This is a genomic window from Clostridium tetanomorphum, assembly GCF_017873215.1.
Classification (GTDB): Bacteria; Bacillota; Clostridia; order Clostridiales; family Clostridiaceae; genus Clostridium_AO; species Clostridium_AO tetanomorphum.
On record NZ_JAGGKA010000001.1, the window covers coordinates 345,089 to 359,235 of the forward strand.

Annotated in this window: 18 protein-coding genes; all 18 read left to right on the top strand. The window is 42.6% G+C overall.

All coding sequences use genetic code 11. The features are described 5' to 3' along the window. Positions 1-180 precede the first annotated feature (180 nt). The 18 genes from J2Z24_RS01740 (at position 181) to J2Z24_RS21195 (ending at position 14,146) form a co-directional block, all read left to right on the top strand. Positions 181-462: a VRR-NUC domain-containing protein gene (locus J2Z24_RS01740; RefSeq protein WP_035150316.1), complete on the top strand. Its 282-nt coding sequence runs from the start codon at positions 181-183 to the stop codon at positions 460-462. Beyond that, complete coding sequence (locus J2Z24_RS01745; RefSeq protein WP_035150319.1) at positions 443-1,804, top strand: SNF2-related protein; 1,362 nt, start codon at positions 443-445, stop codon at positions 1,802-1,804. The genes J2Z24_RS01740 and J2Z24_RS01745 overlap by 20 nt, the downstream gene beginning before the upstream one ends. After that, positions 1,804-2,022, top strand: coding sequence for a hypothetical protein (locus J2Z24_RS01750; RefSeq protein ID WP_035150322.1), 219 nt, complete (start codon positions 1,804-1,806; stop codon positions 2,020-2,022). The genes J2Z24_RS01745 and J2Z24_RS01750 overlap by 1 nt, the downstream gene beginning before the upstream one ends. After that, positions 2,019-2,429 (top strand): DUF1492 domain-containing protein, encoded by a 411-nt coding sequence (locus tag J2Z24_RS01755; RefSeq protein ID WP_035150326.1) that lies wholly within the window; start codon positions 2,019-2,021, stop codon positions 2,427-2,429. The genes J2Z24_RS01750 and J2Z24_RS01755 overlap by 4 nt, the downstream gene beginning before the upstream one ends. A 154-nt stretch (positions 2,430-2,583) precedes the next feature. Beyond that, positions 2,584-2,943: an HNH endonuclease gene (locus J2Z24_RS01760; protein WP_035150329.1), complete on the top strand. Its 360-nt coding sequence runs from the start codon at positions 2,584-2,586 to the stop codon at positions 2,941-2,943. Between the two features lie 111 nt (positions 2,944-3,054). After that, a complete protein-coding gene (locus J2Z24_RS01765; protein WP_035150331.1) occupies positions 3,055-3,606 on the top strand; it encodes a P27 family phage terminase small subunit in 552 nt (183 codons plus the stop codon). 17 nt (positions 3,607-3,623) lie between these two features. Then, positions 3,624-4,805: a methionine adenosyltransferase gene (gene metK, locus J2Z24_RS01770; RefSeq protein ID WP_146750617.1), complete on the top strand. Its 1,182-nt coding sequence runs from the start codon at positions 3,624-3,626 to the stop codon at positions 4,803-4,805. Then, positions 4,780-6,021, top strand: coding sequence for a site-specific DNA-methyltransferase (locus tag J2Z24_RS01775; protein ID WP_035150333.1), 1,242 nt, complete (start codon positions 4,780-4,782; stop codon positions 6,019-6,021). The genes metK and J2Z24_RS01775 overlap by 26 nt, the downstream gene beginning before the upstream one ends. Before the next feature lie 101 nt (positions 6,022-6,122). After that, positions 6,123-6,911 (top strand): hypothetical protein, encoded by a 789-nt coding sequence (locus J2Z24_RS01780; RefSeq protein ID WP_035150335.1) that lies wholly within the window; start codon positions 6,123-6,125, stop codon positions 6,909-6,911. Continuing rightward, on the top strand, positions 6,911-7,138 hold the full coding sequence (locus J2Z24_RS01785; RefSeq protein WP_019155121.1) for a DUF4314 domain-containing protein: 228 nt from the start codon (positions 6,911-6,913) through the stop codon (positions 7,136-7,138). The genes J2Z24_RS01780 and J2Z24_RS01785 overlap by 1 nt, the downstream gene beginning before the upstream one ends. A gap of 135 nt (positions 7,139-7,273) precedes the next feature. Beyond that, the gene (locus tag J2Z24_RS01790; RefSeq protein ID WP_035150338.1) at positions 7,274-8,173 is read left to right on the top strand and encodes an amidoligase family protein; all 900 of its coding nucleotides are present in this window, start codon (positions 7,274-7,276) and stop codon (positions 8,171-8,173) included. Positions 8,174-8,211: 38 nt separating this feature from the next. After that, complete coding sequence (locus J2Z24_RS01795; RefSeq protein WP_019155119.1) at positions 8,212-8,670, top strand: gamma-glutamylcyclotransferase family protein; 459 nt, start codon at positions 8,212-8,214, stop codon at positions 8,668-8,670. Next, positions 8,663-8,851: a DUF5049 domain-containing protein gene (locus tag J2Z24_RS01800; RefSeq protein ID WP_035150340.1), complete on the top strand. Its 189-nt coding sequence runs from the start codon at positions 8,663-8,665 to the stop codon at positions 8,849-8,851. Before J2Z24_RS01795 ends, J2Z24_RS01800 begins: the two co-directional genes overlap by 8 nt. An 88-nt stretch (positions 8,852-8,939) precedes the next feature. Beyond that, complete coding sequence (locus tag J2Z24_RS01805; protein WP_035150342.1) at positions 8,940-10,544, top strand: terminase large subunit; 1,605 nt, start codon at positions 8,940-8,942, stop codon at positions 10,542-10,544. 50 nt (positions 10,545-10,594) lie between these two features. Next, positions 10,595-11,839 (top strand): phage portal protein, encoded by a 1,245-nt coding sequence (locus tag J2Z24_RS01810; RefSeq protein ID WP_012102986.1) that lies wholly within the window; start codon positions 10,595-10,597, stop codon positions 11,837-11,839. Beyond that, positions 11,840-12,529, top strand: a complete 690-nt coding sequence (locus J2Z24_RS01815) for a head maturation protease, ClpP-related (protein WP_035150348.1) — start codon at positions 11,840-11,842, stop codon at positions 12,527-12,529. Between the two features lie 18 nt (positions 12,530-12,547). After that, positions 12,548-13,753 (top strand): phage major capsid protein, encoded by a 1,206-nt coding sequence (locus J2Z24_RS01820; protein ID WP_012102984.1) that lies wholly within the window; start codon positions 12,548-12,550, stop codon positions 13,751-13,753. 12 nt (positions 13,754-13,765) lie between these two features. Continuing rightward, positions 13,766-14,146 carry a head fiber protein gene (locus J2Z24_RS21195; protein ID WP_035150350.1) on the top strand — a complete coding sequence of 127 codons (381 nt, stop codon included), beginning with the start codon at positions 13,766-13,768 and terminating at the stop codon, positions 14,144-14,146. Position 14,147: the final 1 nt, after the last annotated feature.

Consider the following 14,147-nt stretch of genomic DNA (forward strand, 5'->3'; position numbering starts at 1 on the left):
AGCTAGTAATCAAAAGGAAAATCTACGGTTCGGAACAAGTGGAACAAGAAGTACCCTATTTATTTATAAATAGTAAAAAAGAGGAAAGTGTAGCCTGTTCATACACGCATACGCGCGCGTATAGGAAAAATGGGTTAAAGTTGTTTTCTTGTTCCGAGCCTTTTTATATGGGAGGCATTTATGCTTGAAAAATATATCGAAAAGAAACTGGTGGCTGAGGTAAAAAAGATGGGAGGCATTGCAGCAAAGTTTGTTAGTCCGGGTTTAGATGGGATGCCAGACCGCCTAGTGCTTTTACCACTTGGAAAGATGGCATTTGTGGAATTAAAGGCTCCCAGAAAGAAACCTCGTCCACTACAGATTAGAAGAATAAAGCAATTACAAAAATTAGGCTTTACCTGCTATGTCATTGACGATGTTGAGCAGATTGGAGGGATACTCGATGAAATACAATCCTCATAAATATCAAACATATGCTACGAATTTCATACTTGAGCATCCCATAGCAGCGGTGTTTTTAGAGATGGGTCTTGGCAAAAGCGTAATCACTTTAACTGCTATATTTGATTTATGTCTTGATAGTTTTGAAATTGGAAAGGTTCTGGTCATTGCCCCTCTAAGGGTAGCAAGGGATACTTGGCCAGCTGAGATAAACAAATGGGAGCATTTAAAAGGACTGGAGTATTCAGTGGCTATTGGAACAGAACAGGAGCGGTTAGCAGCTCTTAGGAAACCAGCAAGTGTCTATCTTATAAACAGAGAAAATGTTGACTGGTTAGTAAACAAAAGTGGCATTCCTTTTGATTATGACATGGTGGTCATTGATGAATTGTCATCTTTTAAGTCCTATGGAGCAAAAAGATTTAAGAGTTTACTAAAAGTCAGACCTAGGGCGAAACGTATCGTGGGTCTTACAGGTACTCCATCCAGTAACGGGTTAATGGATTTGTGGGCAGAGTTTCGTATTCTCGACATGGGTAAAAGACTCGGCAGATACATAACTCACTACCGCAATTCCTTCTTTACTCCAGATAAACGTAATCAGCAGATTGTATTTTCATATAAACCGTTACCTGGGGCAGAAGATGCCATATATCGGCTAATTTCAGATATTACCATTTCAATGAAGTCGGTTGATTTTCTGAAAATGCCAGAATGCGTGATAAATGAAGTGTCGGTGTATCTAAATGATAAAGAACAATCAGTATACGATCACTTTCGTGAAGAGATGGTTCTTGAGCTTGCAAATGAGGAGATTGATGCCATGAATGCAGCAGTCCTTTCTGGCAAACTCCTTCAAATGGCAAACGGTGCTGTCTATGATGATGATAAAAATACTCATATTATCCATGACCGCAAGCTGGATGCTCTTGAAGATTTAATCGAAGGTGCAAACGGCAAACCTGTTCTTATTGCATATTGGTATAATCACGATTTAGAGCGTATTAAAGCAAGATTTAATGTTAGAGAAATTAAAACATCTAAGGATATCAAAGACTGGAACAACGGAGATATTTCTGTGGCGGTTATCCATCCCGCATCAGCAGGACACGGTCTCAATTTACAAAGTGGAGGTTCAACACTTATTTGGTTTGGTCTTACCTGGAGTCTGGAACTCTATCAGCAAACAAATGCAAGACTTTGGAGACAGGGACAAAATGAAACGGTTGTTATCCATCACATTGTTACTAAAGGCACGATTGATGAAGATGTGATGAGAGCCTTGAAACGAAAGGAAAAGACACAGTCCGATCTTATTAACGCTGTCAAAGCAAATCTGGGGAAAGCGAGGGGTGTTGTATGATGGATGCATTTGAAAAGCTGGCAAATGCCATTATTCTACAGGCGGTCAAAGATTATCGTTTTGCTTTGAAAAGACTAGCAAAATACCCTCGCAATGATTCTGCTAGATATACGAAACGTGAGATTGAGCGTTTCTTCCATTCCGGGTATTTCACTACCCTGACATCTCTCGATCCTGAGATGCTAATTAAAAAGCTACATGAGGAGGTGGTGCGATGACGGCAAAGGAATTCTTGAAACAAGCTTATCGCTTAAATGAGCTGATTAATTCCGATCTTGAGGAGTTGCAAAATCTAAGGGAACTCTCAAGAAGTGTTTCATCTCCTGTTCTTGAGGAAAAAGTCAGTAAAACAAAAAGTACTGATCCACCTTTTGAAAAATACGTGATTAGAATAGTAGATTTGGAGAAGCAGATACAACAAGAGGTGGAACGTTTAATAAAGCTTAAGTCAGATATTCGTGAAGCGATTAACCAGATGGAAAACGTGGATGAGAAGCTGCTTCTTCGCTACCGTTACATTAACTTTCTTAACTGGGAAGAAATCTGTGTCAACCTTAATGTTTCTATGAGAACTGTGCATAGACTTCACTCATCAGCCTTGCAGCATTTAAAGGTGCCTAAATAAAAGTTGGCACACTTTGGCACAGGTTGGCATACGATGACACTGTTTGTCCGTAGTGAAAGTTATATAATGGTAGTATGGAATATTAGCAAACAGAAGCCTTCACGGGAGCATTTCTCCTGCGAGGGCTTTTTCTATGGGCAAAAGGAGGTGTAGTATGCCAAGGAAACCTAAGCGACCATGCTCTTACCCTGGTTGTCCAGAGCTGACTGACAGACGTTTTTGTGAAGAACATGCTAAAAAGGAAGCCGCACGGTATGAAAAGTATGACCGTGACCCAGCAACTCGTAAGCGATATGGTCGTGCATGGAAGAGAATACGTGACCGCTACATTGCAACTCATCCTCTTTGCGAGGAGTGTAAACGGCAAGGAAAGCTGACCCCAGCAACCGAGGTACATCACATTCTTCCTCTTGCAAGAGGTGGAACACATGATAGAAGCAATCTGATGTCCCTTTGTACTTCTTGTCACTCTGCCATCACAGCAAAAGATGGAGACCGTTGGGGAACCCGGTAGGGGGAGTCAAATCTCTACAGCTTTTTAGATGTGCAACGGGCGTGGAGTAACGCGTGAAAATTCGCGGTTTCAAACAGGGTAATAGACCCATCAACGAAAAGAGGTGAGTGAATGGCCAAAGATGGAACAAATCGTGGCGGTGCCCGTATAGGCTCTGGTCAAAAAAAGAAACCACTTGCTGATAAAATTGCACAGGGTAATCCAGGTAAGAGAAAGCTAGAAATTATCGACTTCCAAAATACCGCTGATTTAAAGGGGCAGGAAATGCCAAAGCCAAGGGCCATGCTCTCAGCGGTGCAAAAGGACGGGAAAACCCTAGTAGCCAGCGAGATTTATGAAATTACTTGGAAATGGCTTGAGGAGCGAGGCTGTGCCCATTTGGTGCTCCCACAGCTTCTAGAACGATATGCCATGAGTGCGGCCAGATGGATACAGTGTGAGGAGGCGATAACTGAGTTTGGCTTTCTTGCCAAGCATCCAACTACCGGCAATGCTATTCAAAGTCCTTATGTAGCTATGAGTCAGAACTTTATGAGTCAGACAAACAGATTGTGGATGGAGATTTATCAAATCGTTAAAGAGAATTGTGCTACAGAGTATTCTGGTTTAAACCCACAGGACGATGTGATGGAGCGACTGCTATCTGCCCGCAGAGGAAAATAAAGATGAGGAGATATATAATGAGTAAAAGATATTTAACAGCTGAAAGTGTATGTGCTGGACATCCTGATAAACTATGCGACATCATAGCAGATAGCATTTTAGAAGCATGTTTACGTAAAGACAAAGCATCACGTGTCGCTTGTGAGGTAATGGCAACCAAAGGGAAAATTATCGTGGCGGGCGAAATCTCCTGCAGCGAGAAAATAGACATCCGATACATTGTTAGGAATGTCCTTAAAGAGATTGGATACAACCCTCTTAAATTCTTGATTTATGTATTTGTACACAAACAAAGTGTAGATATTGCAACTGGCGTGGATACTGCACTGGAAGTAAGAAATGGAATAAATGAACAGTATGGTTCGATAGGTGCTGGAGACCAAGGAACTGTGTATGGCTATGCTACAAAGGAAACGGGAGAAATGCTTCCCCTACCCCTTGTACTATCTCACAGGATTGTAAAGAGACTGGATGATTGCCGAAAAGGGAAACTGATAAAAGGTATACACCCAGATGGTAAAGCACAGGTGACGGTGGAATATGAAGGGGACACTCCAGTGCGAATAAAGACTATTGTGATATCGGTACAGCATGATAAGGATAAAACACAGGAAGAACTTAGGACAGATATCCTTAACAATGTCCTATGGCAGTGCTTTGAGGACTTCCCATTTGATGATGAAACAGAAATTCTCATTAACCCCTCTGGTAGATTTGTCGAAGGTGGTCCCGCTGCCGATACAGGCTTAACTGGTAGAAAAATTATGGTTGATACCTATGGAGGACTTGCATCCCATGGAGGTGGCGCACTTAGTGGTAAAGACCCCACCAAAGTTGATCGAAGCGGTGCCTATATGGCTCGGTACATTGCAAAGCATATCGTCTGGTGTGGTTATGCAAAGAGATGTGAAGTTAGTATATCCTATGCAATAGGTAAGGCAAATCCTGTAGCCTTTTCTGTAAATACCCTTGGCACAGGTATTGTTTCTGACGAAATATTAACTCTTGCTGCACAGGAGATTTTCAATTTAAGACCTGCGGCAATCATAGAGAAGTTGCGTCTAAGGTATGTGATTTACTCTGATACAGCTGTTTATGGTCACTTTAATAGTTGTCTATTCCCGTGGGAGGATGTAAATAAGTATAGTGAATTTAGAAAGGCGGTGGAAAAGTATGTTGATAGAGAAGATAAAGACTAAACAACTCATCCCCGCTGAATATAACCCAAGAAAGGATTTAAAACCGGGTGATCCGGAATATGAGAAACTAAAACGCTCCCTTGAGGAGTTTGGATATGTAGAACCCGTAATATGGAATAAGACCACAGGCAGAGTCATCGGAGGTCATCAGCGTTTGAAAATCCTGCTGAGTATGGGCATGGATGAGATAGAATGCGTAGTTGTTGAAATGGATGAGCAAAAGGAGAAGGCGCTGAACATTGCACTAAATAAAATAAGTGGTGATTGGGATAAAGACAAATTAGCACTTCTCATCACGGACTTAAATGCTTCAGACTTTGATGTGTCTTTGACAGGTTTTGACCCAGGAGAGTTGGACGATCTTTTCAAGAATTCCCTTAAGGATAATATAAAAGAAGATGATTTCGATGTAGACAGCGAGCTGAAAAAGCCCGCTGTTTCGCATTTAGGGGATGTTTGGCTACTTGGGCAGCATCGATTAGTCTGCGGAGACAGTACAAAGAAAGACACCTTTGATGTCTTGATGGATGGGAAAACTGCTAATTTGGTAGTTACGGACCCTCCATATAACGTTAACTATGAAGGCACCGCTGGAAAAATCAAAAATGACAATATGGCTAACGAAGCGTTCTACGATTTCCTGCTTGCAGCATTTCAGAACACCGAAGCAGCGATGGCAAAGGACGCTTCTATTTATGTATTCCATGCGGATACCGAAGGACTCAATTTTAGAAGAGCATTCTCTGATGCAGGATTTTATCTTTCCGGTACTTGTATATGGAAAAAGCAGTCCCTTGTTCTCGGTCGCTCCCCTTATCAGTGGCAGCATGAGCCTATTCTCTTTGGGTGGAAAAAGAAAGGTAAGCATAACTGGTATTCCGATAGAAAGCAGACCACCATCTGGGAATTTGAGAAACCGAAGAAAAACAGTGATCATCCTACGATGAAGCCAGTTGCACTTGTGGCCTACCCTATTTTGAATTCAAGCCTTTCTAATTGTATCGTGCTTGATCCTTTTGGTGGTTCAGGAAGCACACTGATTGCCTGTGAGCAGACAGATAGAATCTGTTACACCATTGAACTGGATGAAAAGTACTGTGATGTTATTGTGAAAAGGTATATTGAGCAAGTTGGAAACTCAGACGGTGTGTTTCTTTTAAGAGATGGTTCGAAAATAAGATATTGTGACCTGCCAGACGTTACTACCGCCGATTAATGGAACAGTATTTTCTACAGAAAGATGCTCTAAATGACTTGATATTAACAGCCTTTAGAGTGATATATGTATGTACCGAAAATAGAAAGGCGGTATAAAAAATGCAGATAAACTATAATGTCACAGGAGCAAAAAGAAAAGAGCTAGTCAATGCAATCAGCCAAAAACTGAATGCTCCTGCAAGATATCTTGGAGCGCCTACATTTGCATATGAAGTGGCAGACTACAATATTGACAAAAACGGGGTAGTCAGAGGACCAGATAATTCTGAACTGGTTAATAATCTATTAGGCCTTCATGACTTTAAGGCGGTTACAGTAGAATTTGACACACCAATTCCAGCAGCAGAGCCTGTTCTTGAAAATATTCAAGTTCCTAATGAAGCGGCTCTTGGGGGTAGGGTAAGTCCAAATAGTGATTACGAAGAACCTCCCGTATACAGCGAATCAAATGAAACCGAAGAAGCTATTAGTTTGATTATTCAAATGCCGAGGGAGGGTTTTAGCGAAACTGCACTTGGTAACCTAAAAGGATTGGTAGAAAGCAAAGAAACCCTTATAAAGAAAGCACTTGATACTGACTCTATTCCCATTATCATAAATGAGGAATTTATAACCTTCCCTTGGTTCCAGAGTGAGTGCTCCGCAGAGGAGGTGAAGGCTTATACCCACTTTGTAACAGCACTTTGTGAAATGGCAAAGAAGCAGACCCGCGTCAACTCGACCGAGAAATCAGTGGAGAATGAAAAGTACGCTTTCCGTTGTTTCCTTCTAAGACTTGGATTTATCGGGCCAGAATACAAAACAGAACGAAAAATTCTCCTCTCCAAATTGTCGGGTAGCTCTGCCTTCAAAAGCGGAAGTGCCAAGCATGAGGAGGTGAGTGAATAATGAATATCATTCACCCAGAAATGCTAAAGCAACTTAGAAGTTATTACACTCCAGGAACTCGTGTCATGCTACTTAAGATGAATGACCCTTATACCAAGCTTCAGCCAGGAGATAAAGGTACGGTTACTAGTGTTGATGATATGGGAACTATCCACGTCAGTTGGGATTCAGGCAGTTCCCTTGGAGTGGTTTTTGGAGAGGATTTATGCAAGAAAATCGAAGAATAAAAATACACATTTTAAGCCCAATATGGCAGTAAATATGTAGATTTGTATTGCAGAATTGTCTTGCTATATAAGCCTTTTAGAGTGATATATGTACATGCCGAAAGGACAAACACACTTTAAAAGGAGCGAGACACGATGTTAAGTGCAAAATTCGGGATTGAGATTGAATTTACAGGGATTACAAGGGAAAGGGCGGCTAGAGTCGCTGCAGAGTTTTTGCAAGGCATTTACAGTGAAGGCGGGACTTACTACGACACCAAGAAGGTAAAAACTTCAGATGGTCGAGTGTGGAAGTTTATGTACGATGGGAGCATCAACTGCCAAAGAAAAGAAGGTAGAAGAAAAGTAGCTGCAGGTAGAGATTATAGTGTTGAGCTGGTTAGCCCAATACTAACCTATCGGGAGGACATTGAAACTTTGCAAGAGCTAGTAAGAAAGCTTCGCAAAGCTGGAGCCTTTACAAATACATCTTGCGGAATTCACATTCATCTAGACGGTGCTGAACATACCCCACGAAGCATTCGAAACTTTGTAAATATCATTGCAAGTAAAAATGACTTATTTTATAAAGCACTTCAGATTGCACCGCAGAGAATGAATTACTGCAAAAAGATGGACAGCATTTTGGTTGAGAAGATAAACCGTAAAAAGCCTAGAACCATGAGACAAATTGAGGACATTTGGTACGAGGGCTACAGCGAGAGTAGAATCACTCATTATCACAACAGCCGCTACCATTTCCTCAACCTTCACAGCTTTTTTACCGGAAACCATACAGTTGAACTTAGAGGGTTCAATAGCGAACTTCATGCAGGAAAGATAAGAAGCTACATTGTTCTAGCACTTGCCATCAACCACCAAGCCTTAACACAAAAGTGTGCATCAGCAAAGAAACCGCAGGTGGAAAACGAGAAATTTGCCATGAGAACCTATCTAAACCGGATTGGTTTCATTGGGGATGAATTTGCAAACTGCAGAGAACATTTGACAGCAGCACTTTCGGGTTCAGCTGCATGGCGGTTTCGGGCGGCCTGAGCTGCCCCTAACCCACAAAGCTAAGAAGGAGGATTACAATGAAGAATAAATTATATCTTGCCTATGGCTCCAACCTTAATCTAAAGCAAATGGCCGACAGATGCCCCACAGCGAAGGTGGTAGGAGCAAGCCAAATCAATGACCACCGCCTATTATTTCGAGGGGCACACGCGGGCGCTGTGGCGACAATCGAGCCTTTTGAGGGTGGCAATGTACCAGTTTTAGTGTGGGAGATTACACCGACCGATGAAGCGGCACTTGACCGTTACGAGGGCTGGCCGTTCCTTTATCGAAAGGAAACAATAAAAGTGAAGTTGGGTGGCAAAACCGTCAAGGCGATGGTATACATCATGAATGATGGTAGACCGCTTGGACAGCCGAGTTGTTATTATTACAGTACAATTTTAGAAGGCTATAAGAGTGCGGGCTTCGATGTGGAAATCCTGCGCAAAGCTACAACCGATTCAGTAGAATCGGAGGAGGTAGCCAATGAATGAGATAATTAAGCAACAAATCCTTTCCATCCGAGAAAGTGGAGTCACAAATATGTTTGATGTGAACCGAGTCCAGTATGAGGCAAATGAACGAGGATTTTATGAATTGGTAGTCTATTTAATAGACCATAAAGCAGAATATGCCCATTTCATACTGACGGGTGAAGTGGATAAAAAGAAATAACTAAATCTAAATAGGATAGAGAAAAGGGCTTCATCTATAGGATTGAGGCTCTTTTCTTATGTCCTTTTCCATAAAAGGGGCGGTGTTTATGCGGAAACTGAAGAAATATAAGCCGACCGCCTTTATAGCTGAAGGGTCATATTACGATAAGGACGCTGCTGATTACGCTGTGGCTTTTATCGAAGCACTCTCCCATACGAAAGGTTCATGGGCAGGCAAGCCTTTTGAACTTATCGATTGGCAGGAGCAAATTGTCCGTGATTTATTCGGTATCTTAAAACCTAATGGATACCGGCAGTTTAACACGGCTTATATAGAAATACCTAAAAAGATGGGAAAAAGCGAGCTTGCAGCAGCAATCGCACTTCTCCTCACTTGTGGAGATGGTGAAGAACGAGCAGAGGTATACGGTTGTGCCGCAGATCGCCAGCAGGCATCAATTGTATTTGAAGTAGCAGCCGATATGGTGCGGATGTGTCCAGCGCTGAATAAACGAGTGAAGTTGCTGGCTTCAACTAAACGACTGGTGTACCTGCCGACCAACAGCTTTTATCAGGTATTGTCGGCTGAAGCCTATTCAAAACACGGCTTCAATATACATGGTGTTGTTTTTGATGAACTTCATACTCAGCCAAATAGGAAACTATTTGATGTTATGACAAAAGGGTCTGGTGATGCGAGAACCCAACCGCTATATTTTCTTATCACCACTGCAGGGACGGATACCCAGAGTATCTGCTATGAAACACACCAAAAAGCGGTTGATATTATTGAGGGCAGAAAATTCGATCCTACTTTTTATCCCGTAATCTACGGTGCCAAAGAAGAGGATGATTGGACTGATCCTAAAGTATGGAAGAAAGCAAATCCAAGCTTAGGAATTACAGTAAGTATCGATAAAGTTAGAGCAGCTTGTGAAAGTGCAAAGCAAAACCCTGCTGAGGAAAATAGCTTTCGACAACTGCGTCTAAATCAGTGGGTTAAGCAATCTGTCCGTTGGATGCCAATTGCAAAGTGGGATGCCTGTGCGTTTCCAGTAAAACCAGAGAGCCTTGAAGGTCGAGTATGTTATGGAGGACTTGATTTATCCTCTACCACTGACATTACAGCCTTCGTGTTGGTGTTCCCACCGGAGGATGAAACAGATAAATATACCGTTCTCCCATATTTTTGGATGCCGGAGGATAATATTGACCTCCGAGTTCGACGAGACCACGTGCAATACGACCTTTGGGAGAAGCAGGGACACATTTTAACCACCGAGGGGAATGTAGTCCATTATGGATACATTGAAAAATTCATTGAAGAACTGGGGGAAAAGTACAACATTCGAGAGATTGCTTTTGATCGTTGGGGCGCTGTTCAGATGGTGCAGAACCTTGAAGGGTTAGGCTTTACTGTAGTTCCCTTCGGTCAAGGTTTTAAAGATATGTCACCACCTACAAAGGAACTTATGAAACTGACATTAGAAGAAAGAATAGCACACGGTGGGCATCCGGTACTACGGTGGATGATGGACAACATCTATATAAAAACAGATCCGGCTGGAAATATAAAACCGGACAAGGAAAAAAGTACAGAAAAAATAGATGGAGCAGTGGCAACTATTATGGCACTCGACCGCGCCATCCGCTGTGGGCCAGGTAATAGTGGAGACTCGGTGTATGACGAGAGAGGTTTAATAATTCTATAAATTTCAATGATTGTTTGTGGTGTAATTTTTTCAATTTGGAGGTGAGGCCTATGAATTTATTAAAAGGACTGTTTCGTTCAAGGGATAAACCGCAAAACCGTGTGGGTAGCGCATTTTCCTTCCTATTTGGCGGTACATCATCTGGCAAAACAGTAAATGAGCGTACTGCAATGCAAGCAACAGCGGTGTATGCCTGCGTAAGAATACTAGCTGAAGCGATTGCTGGACTGCCACTACATGTATATAGATATCGTTCTGATGGAGGTAAAGAAAAGATTCCATTCCACCCTTTGTATTACCTTCTTCATGATGAACCAAATCCAGAGATGACTTCATTTGTGTTTCGAGAAACACTGATGAGTCATCTTTTACTTTGGGGCAATGCTTATGCACAGATAGTTCGAAATGGTCGTGGCCAGGCAATTGCGCTTTATCCCCTACTTCCTAACAAGATGGAAGTAAGTCGAGCATCAAATGGTGAACTGGTTTATACCTACTACCGGGATACAGACGAAAGTGGCCTGAATCCAAAGGGAGGCTATGTCACACTTCGCAAAGATGATGTACTTCACATACCAGGCTTAGGCTTTGATGGACTCATTGGCTATAGCCCTATTGCTATGGCAAAAAATGCAATCGGTATGTCACTTGCTACTGAAGAGTACGGTGCGGCATTCTTTGCTAATGGAGCCAATCCCGGCGGTGTGCTGGAGCACCCGGGAGTAATTAAAGACATACAGAGAGTGAAGGATAGCTGGAATAGTGCTTACCAAGGCACAGCTAAGGCACATAAAATCGCTGTATTGGAAGAGGGCATGAAGTTTCAAGCCATCGGTATACCTCCAGAACAGGCTCAGTTTTTAGAAACACGGAAATTTCAAATCAATGAGATTGCAAGGATTTTCCGTGTGCCTCCCCATATGGTGGGAGACCTTGAGAAATCTAGTTTCTCCAATATCGAGCAGCAGTCTTTGGAGTTTGTAAAATACACTCTCGATCCGTGGGTGGTGAGATGGGAGCAAAGTCTCCAGCAATCGCTTATTTTGCCTTCTGAGAAAACATCAGTATTCATCAAGTTCAATTTAGATGGTCTGCTGCGCGGCGATTATCAAAGCCGAATGAATGGCTATGCTATTGGGCGGCAAAATGGCTGGATGTCAGCTAATGATATCCGTGAATTGGAGGACATGAACCGTATCCCAGCTGAGGAAGGTGGCGATTTATATCTGGTTAACGGAAATATGACGAAATTGGCTGACGCAGGAGCGTTTGCCAAAACCGAAGGAGGTCAGTAAATGAAGAAGTTCTGGAATTGGGTGCGAGATTCTGATGAAGGGCGCACTCTCTATTTAAATGGAGTGATATCCGAAGAAACGTGGTGGGGTGATGAGGTCACACCTAAGATGTTCAAAGATGAACTGCTGGCTGGCACCGGTGATATTACAGTGTGGATTAACTCTCCTGGCGGGGATGTGTTTGCAGCAGCTCAGATTTACAACATGCTTATGGACTATACAGGAAAGGTCACTGTAAAAATTGACGGGCTTGCGGCAAGTGCAGCTTCCGTTATTGCAATGGCGGGTGGAGATGTATATATGTCGCCGGTATCCATGATCATGATTCATAACCCTTCGACCATTGCCATCGGTGACAGCGAGGAAATGTTGCGAGCTAAAGCTCTATTAGATGAAGTTAAGGAAAGTATTATTAATGCCTATGAGTTAAAGACTGGTCTTTCCCGAACAAAGCTTTCTCATCTGATGGATGCAGAATCATGGATGAATGCAAATAAAGCCATCGAACTTGGTTTTGCAGATAAGATCATGTTTATGGAAAATGAAACACCGGATTTGACGGATAGCCTTATCTTTAGCAGGATGGCGGTTACCAACTCACTTATTAGCAAACTACCTAAAAAACAAAAACAAAAAGCAGGTACACCTATAGAGTCGCTGGATAAGCGGCTTTCTTTAATTTCTCACTAATTTAAAGGAGGAAATACAATGAGTAAAATTCTTGAATTGCGCGAGAAACGCGCTAAGGTTTGGGATGCGGCGAAGGCATTCCTTGATTCAAAACGTGGCGGTGATGGATTGTTATCCGCAGAGGACACACAAACCTATGAAAAGATGGAAGCTGAAGTTGTTGCACTTGGTAAGGAAATAGAACGTTTGGAACGTCAGGCGGTTATTGACTTAGAACTTTCCAAAGCCACTAGTAGCCCTATTACAAACACACCATCCAAACATGCTGAAGATAAGACAGGACGCGCGTCTGCAGAGTACAAGAAAGCATTCTGGAATGCTATGCGTACTCGTGCAGGGGAAGGCCTTGATGTAAACGTAAGAAATGCCCTTCAAATTGGTACAGACTCCGAGGGTGGTTATCTTGTGCCTGACGAGTTTGAACGTACCTTAGTAGAGGCTCTTGAGGAAGAGAACATTTTCCGTTCACTGGCCAATGTTATCAATACATCTTCTGGCGATAGGAAAATTCCTGTTGTAGCTACAAAAGGTACTGCTTCCTGGGTGGATGAAGAAGGCACTATCCCAGATAGCGATGATAGCTTCGGACAGGTTTCTATAGGAGCTTACAAACTCGCTACCATGATTAAAGTTTCCGAGGAACTTCTCAACGATTCTGTGTTCAATCTTGAAGCCTACATCTCTAAGGAGTTTGCAAGACGTATCGGTAACAAAGAGGAAGAGGCGTTCTTTACCGGTGATGGATCTGGAAAACCGACAGGTATACTTGCTTCTACAGGTGGTGCCCAAATTGGTGTGACTACTGCAGGTGCTACGGCAATTACTATGGACGAGGTACTTGATCTGTTCTATTCACTAAAGGCACCTTACCGTAATAAGGCTGTATTCGTTATGAACGACGCCACTGTAAAAGCAATCCGTAAACTAAAGGATGGTCAAGGACAGTATCTATGGCAACCTTCCTTACAGGCAGGTACACCGGATACTATCCTCAATCGACCATTGTATACTTCTGCATATATGCCAACTATTGCTGCAGCTGCAAAGAGTATCGCATTTGGTGATTTTAGTTATTACTGGGTAGCTGATCGTCAGGGTCGTGTATTTAAGAGACTTAATGAACTTTATGCTGTTACTGGCCAAGTAGGCTTTGTTGCTACTCAGCGTGTGGATGGAAAATTAATTCTACCTGAAGCCATAAAAGTACTTCAGCAGAAAGCTTAATGGAGGTGCGTTATGAGCTATAACACAAAGAATTATACCGAACAAGGCGGAGAGAAAACTGTTATAGGCGGAACACTTGAAATCAAGGAAGGAGCCTCGGTAACGGGACTCTCCGCCGATCCGCTTCTCGTGGCAACAGAGGAGACTCTCGGTGGTGTAAAAGCCGCAGCTGCTGATGAGGGTGATACTGTCGAAATCAAAATTGGTGAAGATGGTAAGCTGTATGCTCCAACATATCCTACCGATGCTACGGAGTCAGTCTCTGGGCTGGTAAAAATGGCTGCTAATCAATCCGACAGCATAGCCGAGGATACAGCCACTCTTGTCACGGATTTTAATGCTCTGCTCGCTAAACTAAAAGCGGCTGGGTTAATGGCTGCAGACGAAGAATGAC

Excerpts from the sequence above, each read along its gene's own strand:
- J2Z24_RS01775 (WP_035150333.1), top strand. The coding sequence starts at position 4,780 with ATGTTGATAGAGAAGATAAAGACTAAACAACTCATCCCCGCTGAATAT.
- J2Z24_RS01780 (WP_035150335.1), top strand. The coding sequence starts at position 6,123 with ATGCAGATAAACTATAATGTCACAGGAGCAAAAAGAAAAGAGCTAGTC.
- J2Z24_RS01755 (WP_035150326.1), top strand. The coding sequence starts at position 2,019 with ATGACGGCAAAGGAATTCTTGAAACAAGCTTATCGCTTAAATGAGCTG.
- J2Z24_RS01750 (WP_035150322.1), top strand. The coding sequence starts at position 1,804 with ATGGATGCATTTGAAAAGCTGGCAAATGCCATTATTCTACAGGCGGTC.
- J2Z24_RS01795 (WP_019155119.1), top strand. The coding sequence starts at position 8,212 with ATGAAGAATAAATTATATCTTGCCTATGGCTCCAACCTTAATCTAAAG.
- metK (WP_146750617.1), top strand. The coding sequence starts at position 3,624 with ATGAGTAAAAGATATTTAACAGCTGAAAGTGTATGTGCTGGACATCCT.
- J2Z24_RS01745 (WP_035150319.1), top strand. The coding sequence starts at position 443 with ATGAAATACAATCCTCATAAATATCAAACATATGCTACGAATTTCATA.
- J2Z24_RS01740 (WP_035150316.1), top strand. The coding sequence starts at position 181 with ATGCTTGAAAAATATATCGAAAAGAAACTGGTGGCTGAGGTAAAAAAG.
- J2Z24_RS01800 (WP_035150340.1), top strand. The coding sequence starts at position 8,663 with ATGAATGAGATAATTAAGCAACAAATCCTTTCCATCCGAGAAAGTGGA.
- J2Z24_RS01790 (WP_035150338.1), top strand. The coding sequence starts at position 7,274 with ATGTTAAGTGCAAAATTCGGGATTGAGATTGAATTTACAGGGATTACA.
- J2Z24_RS01815 (WP_035150348.1), top strand. The coding sequence starts at position 11,840 with ATGAAGAAGTTCTGGAATTGGGTGCGAGATTCTGATGAAGGGCGCACT.
- J2Z24_RS21195 (WP_035150350.1), top strand. The coding sequence starts at position 13,766 with ATGAGCTATAACACAAAGAATTATACCGAACAAGGCGGAGAGAAAACT.
- J2Z24_RS01820 (WP_012102984.1), top strand. The coding sequence starts at position 12,548 with ATGAGTAAAATTCTTGAATTGCGCGAGAAACGCGCTAAGGTTTGGGAT.
- J2Z24_RS01805 (WP_035150342.1), top strand. The coding sequence starts at position 8,940 with ATGCGGAAACTGAAGAAATATAAGCCGACCGCCTTTATAGCTGAAGGG.
- J2Z24_RS01765 (WP_035150331.1), top strand. The coding sequence starts at position 3,055 with ATGGCCAAAGATGGAACAAATCGTGGCGGTGCCCGTATAGGCTCTGGT.
- J2Z24_RS01760 (WP_035150329.1), top strand. The coding sequence starts at position 2,584 with ATGCCAAGGAAACCTAAGCGACCATGCTCTTACCCTGGTTGTCCAGAG.
- J2Z24_RS01785 (WP_019155121.1), top strand. The coding sequence starts at position 6,911 with ATGAATATCATTCACCCAGAAATGCTAAAGCAACTTAGAAGTTATTAC.
- J2Z24_RS01810 (WP_012102986.1), top strand. The coding sequence starts at position 10,595 with ATGAATTTATTAAAAGGACTGTTTCGTTCAAGGGATAAACCGCAAAAC.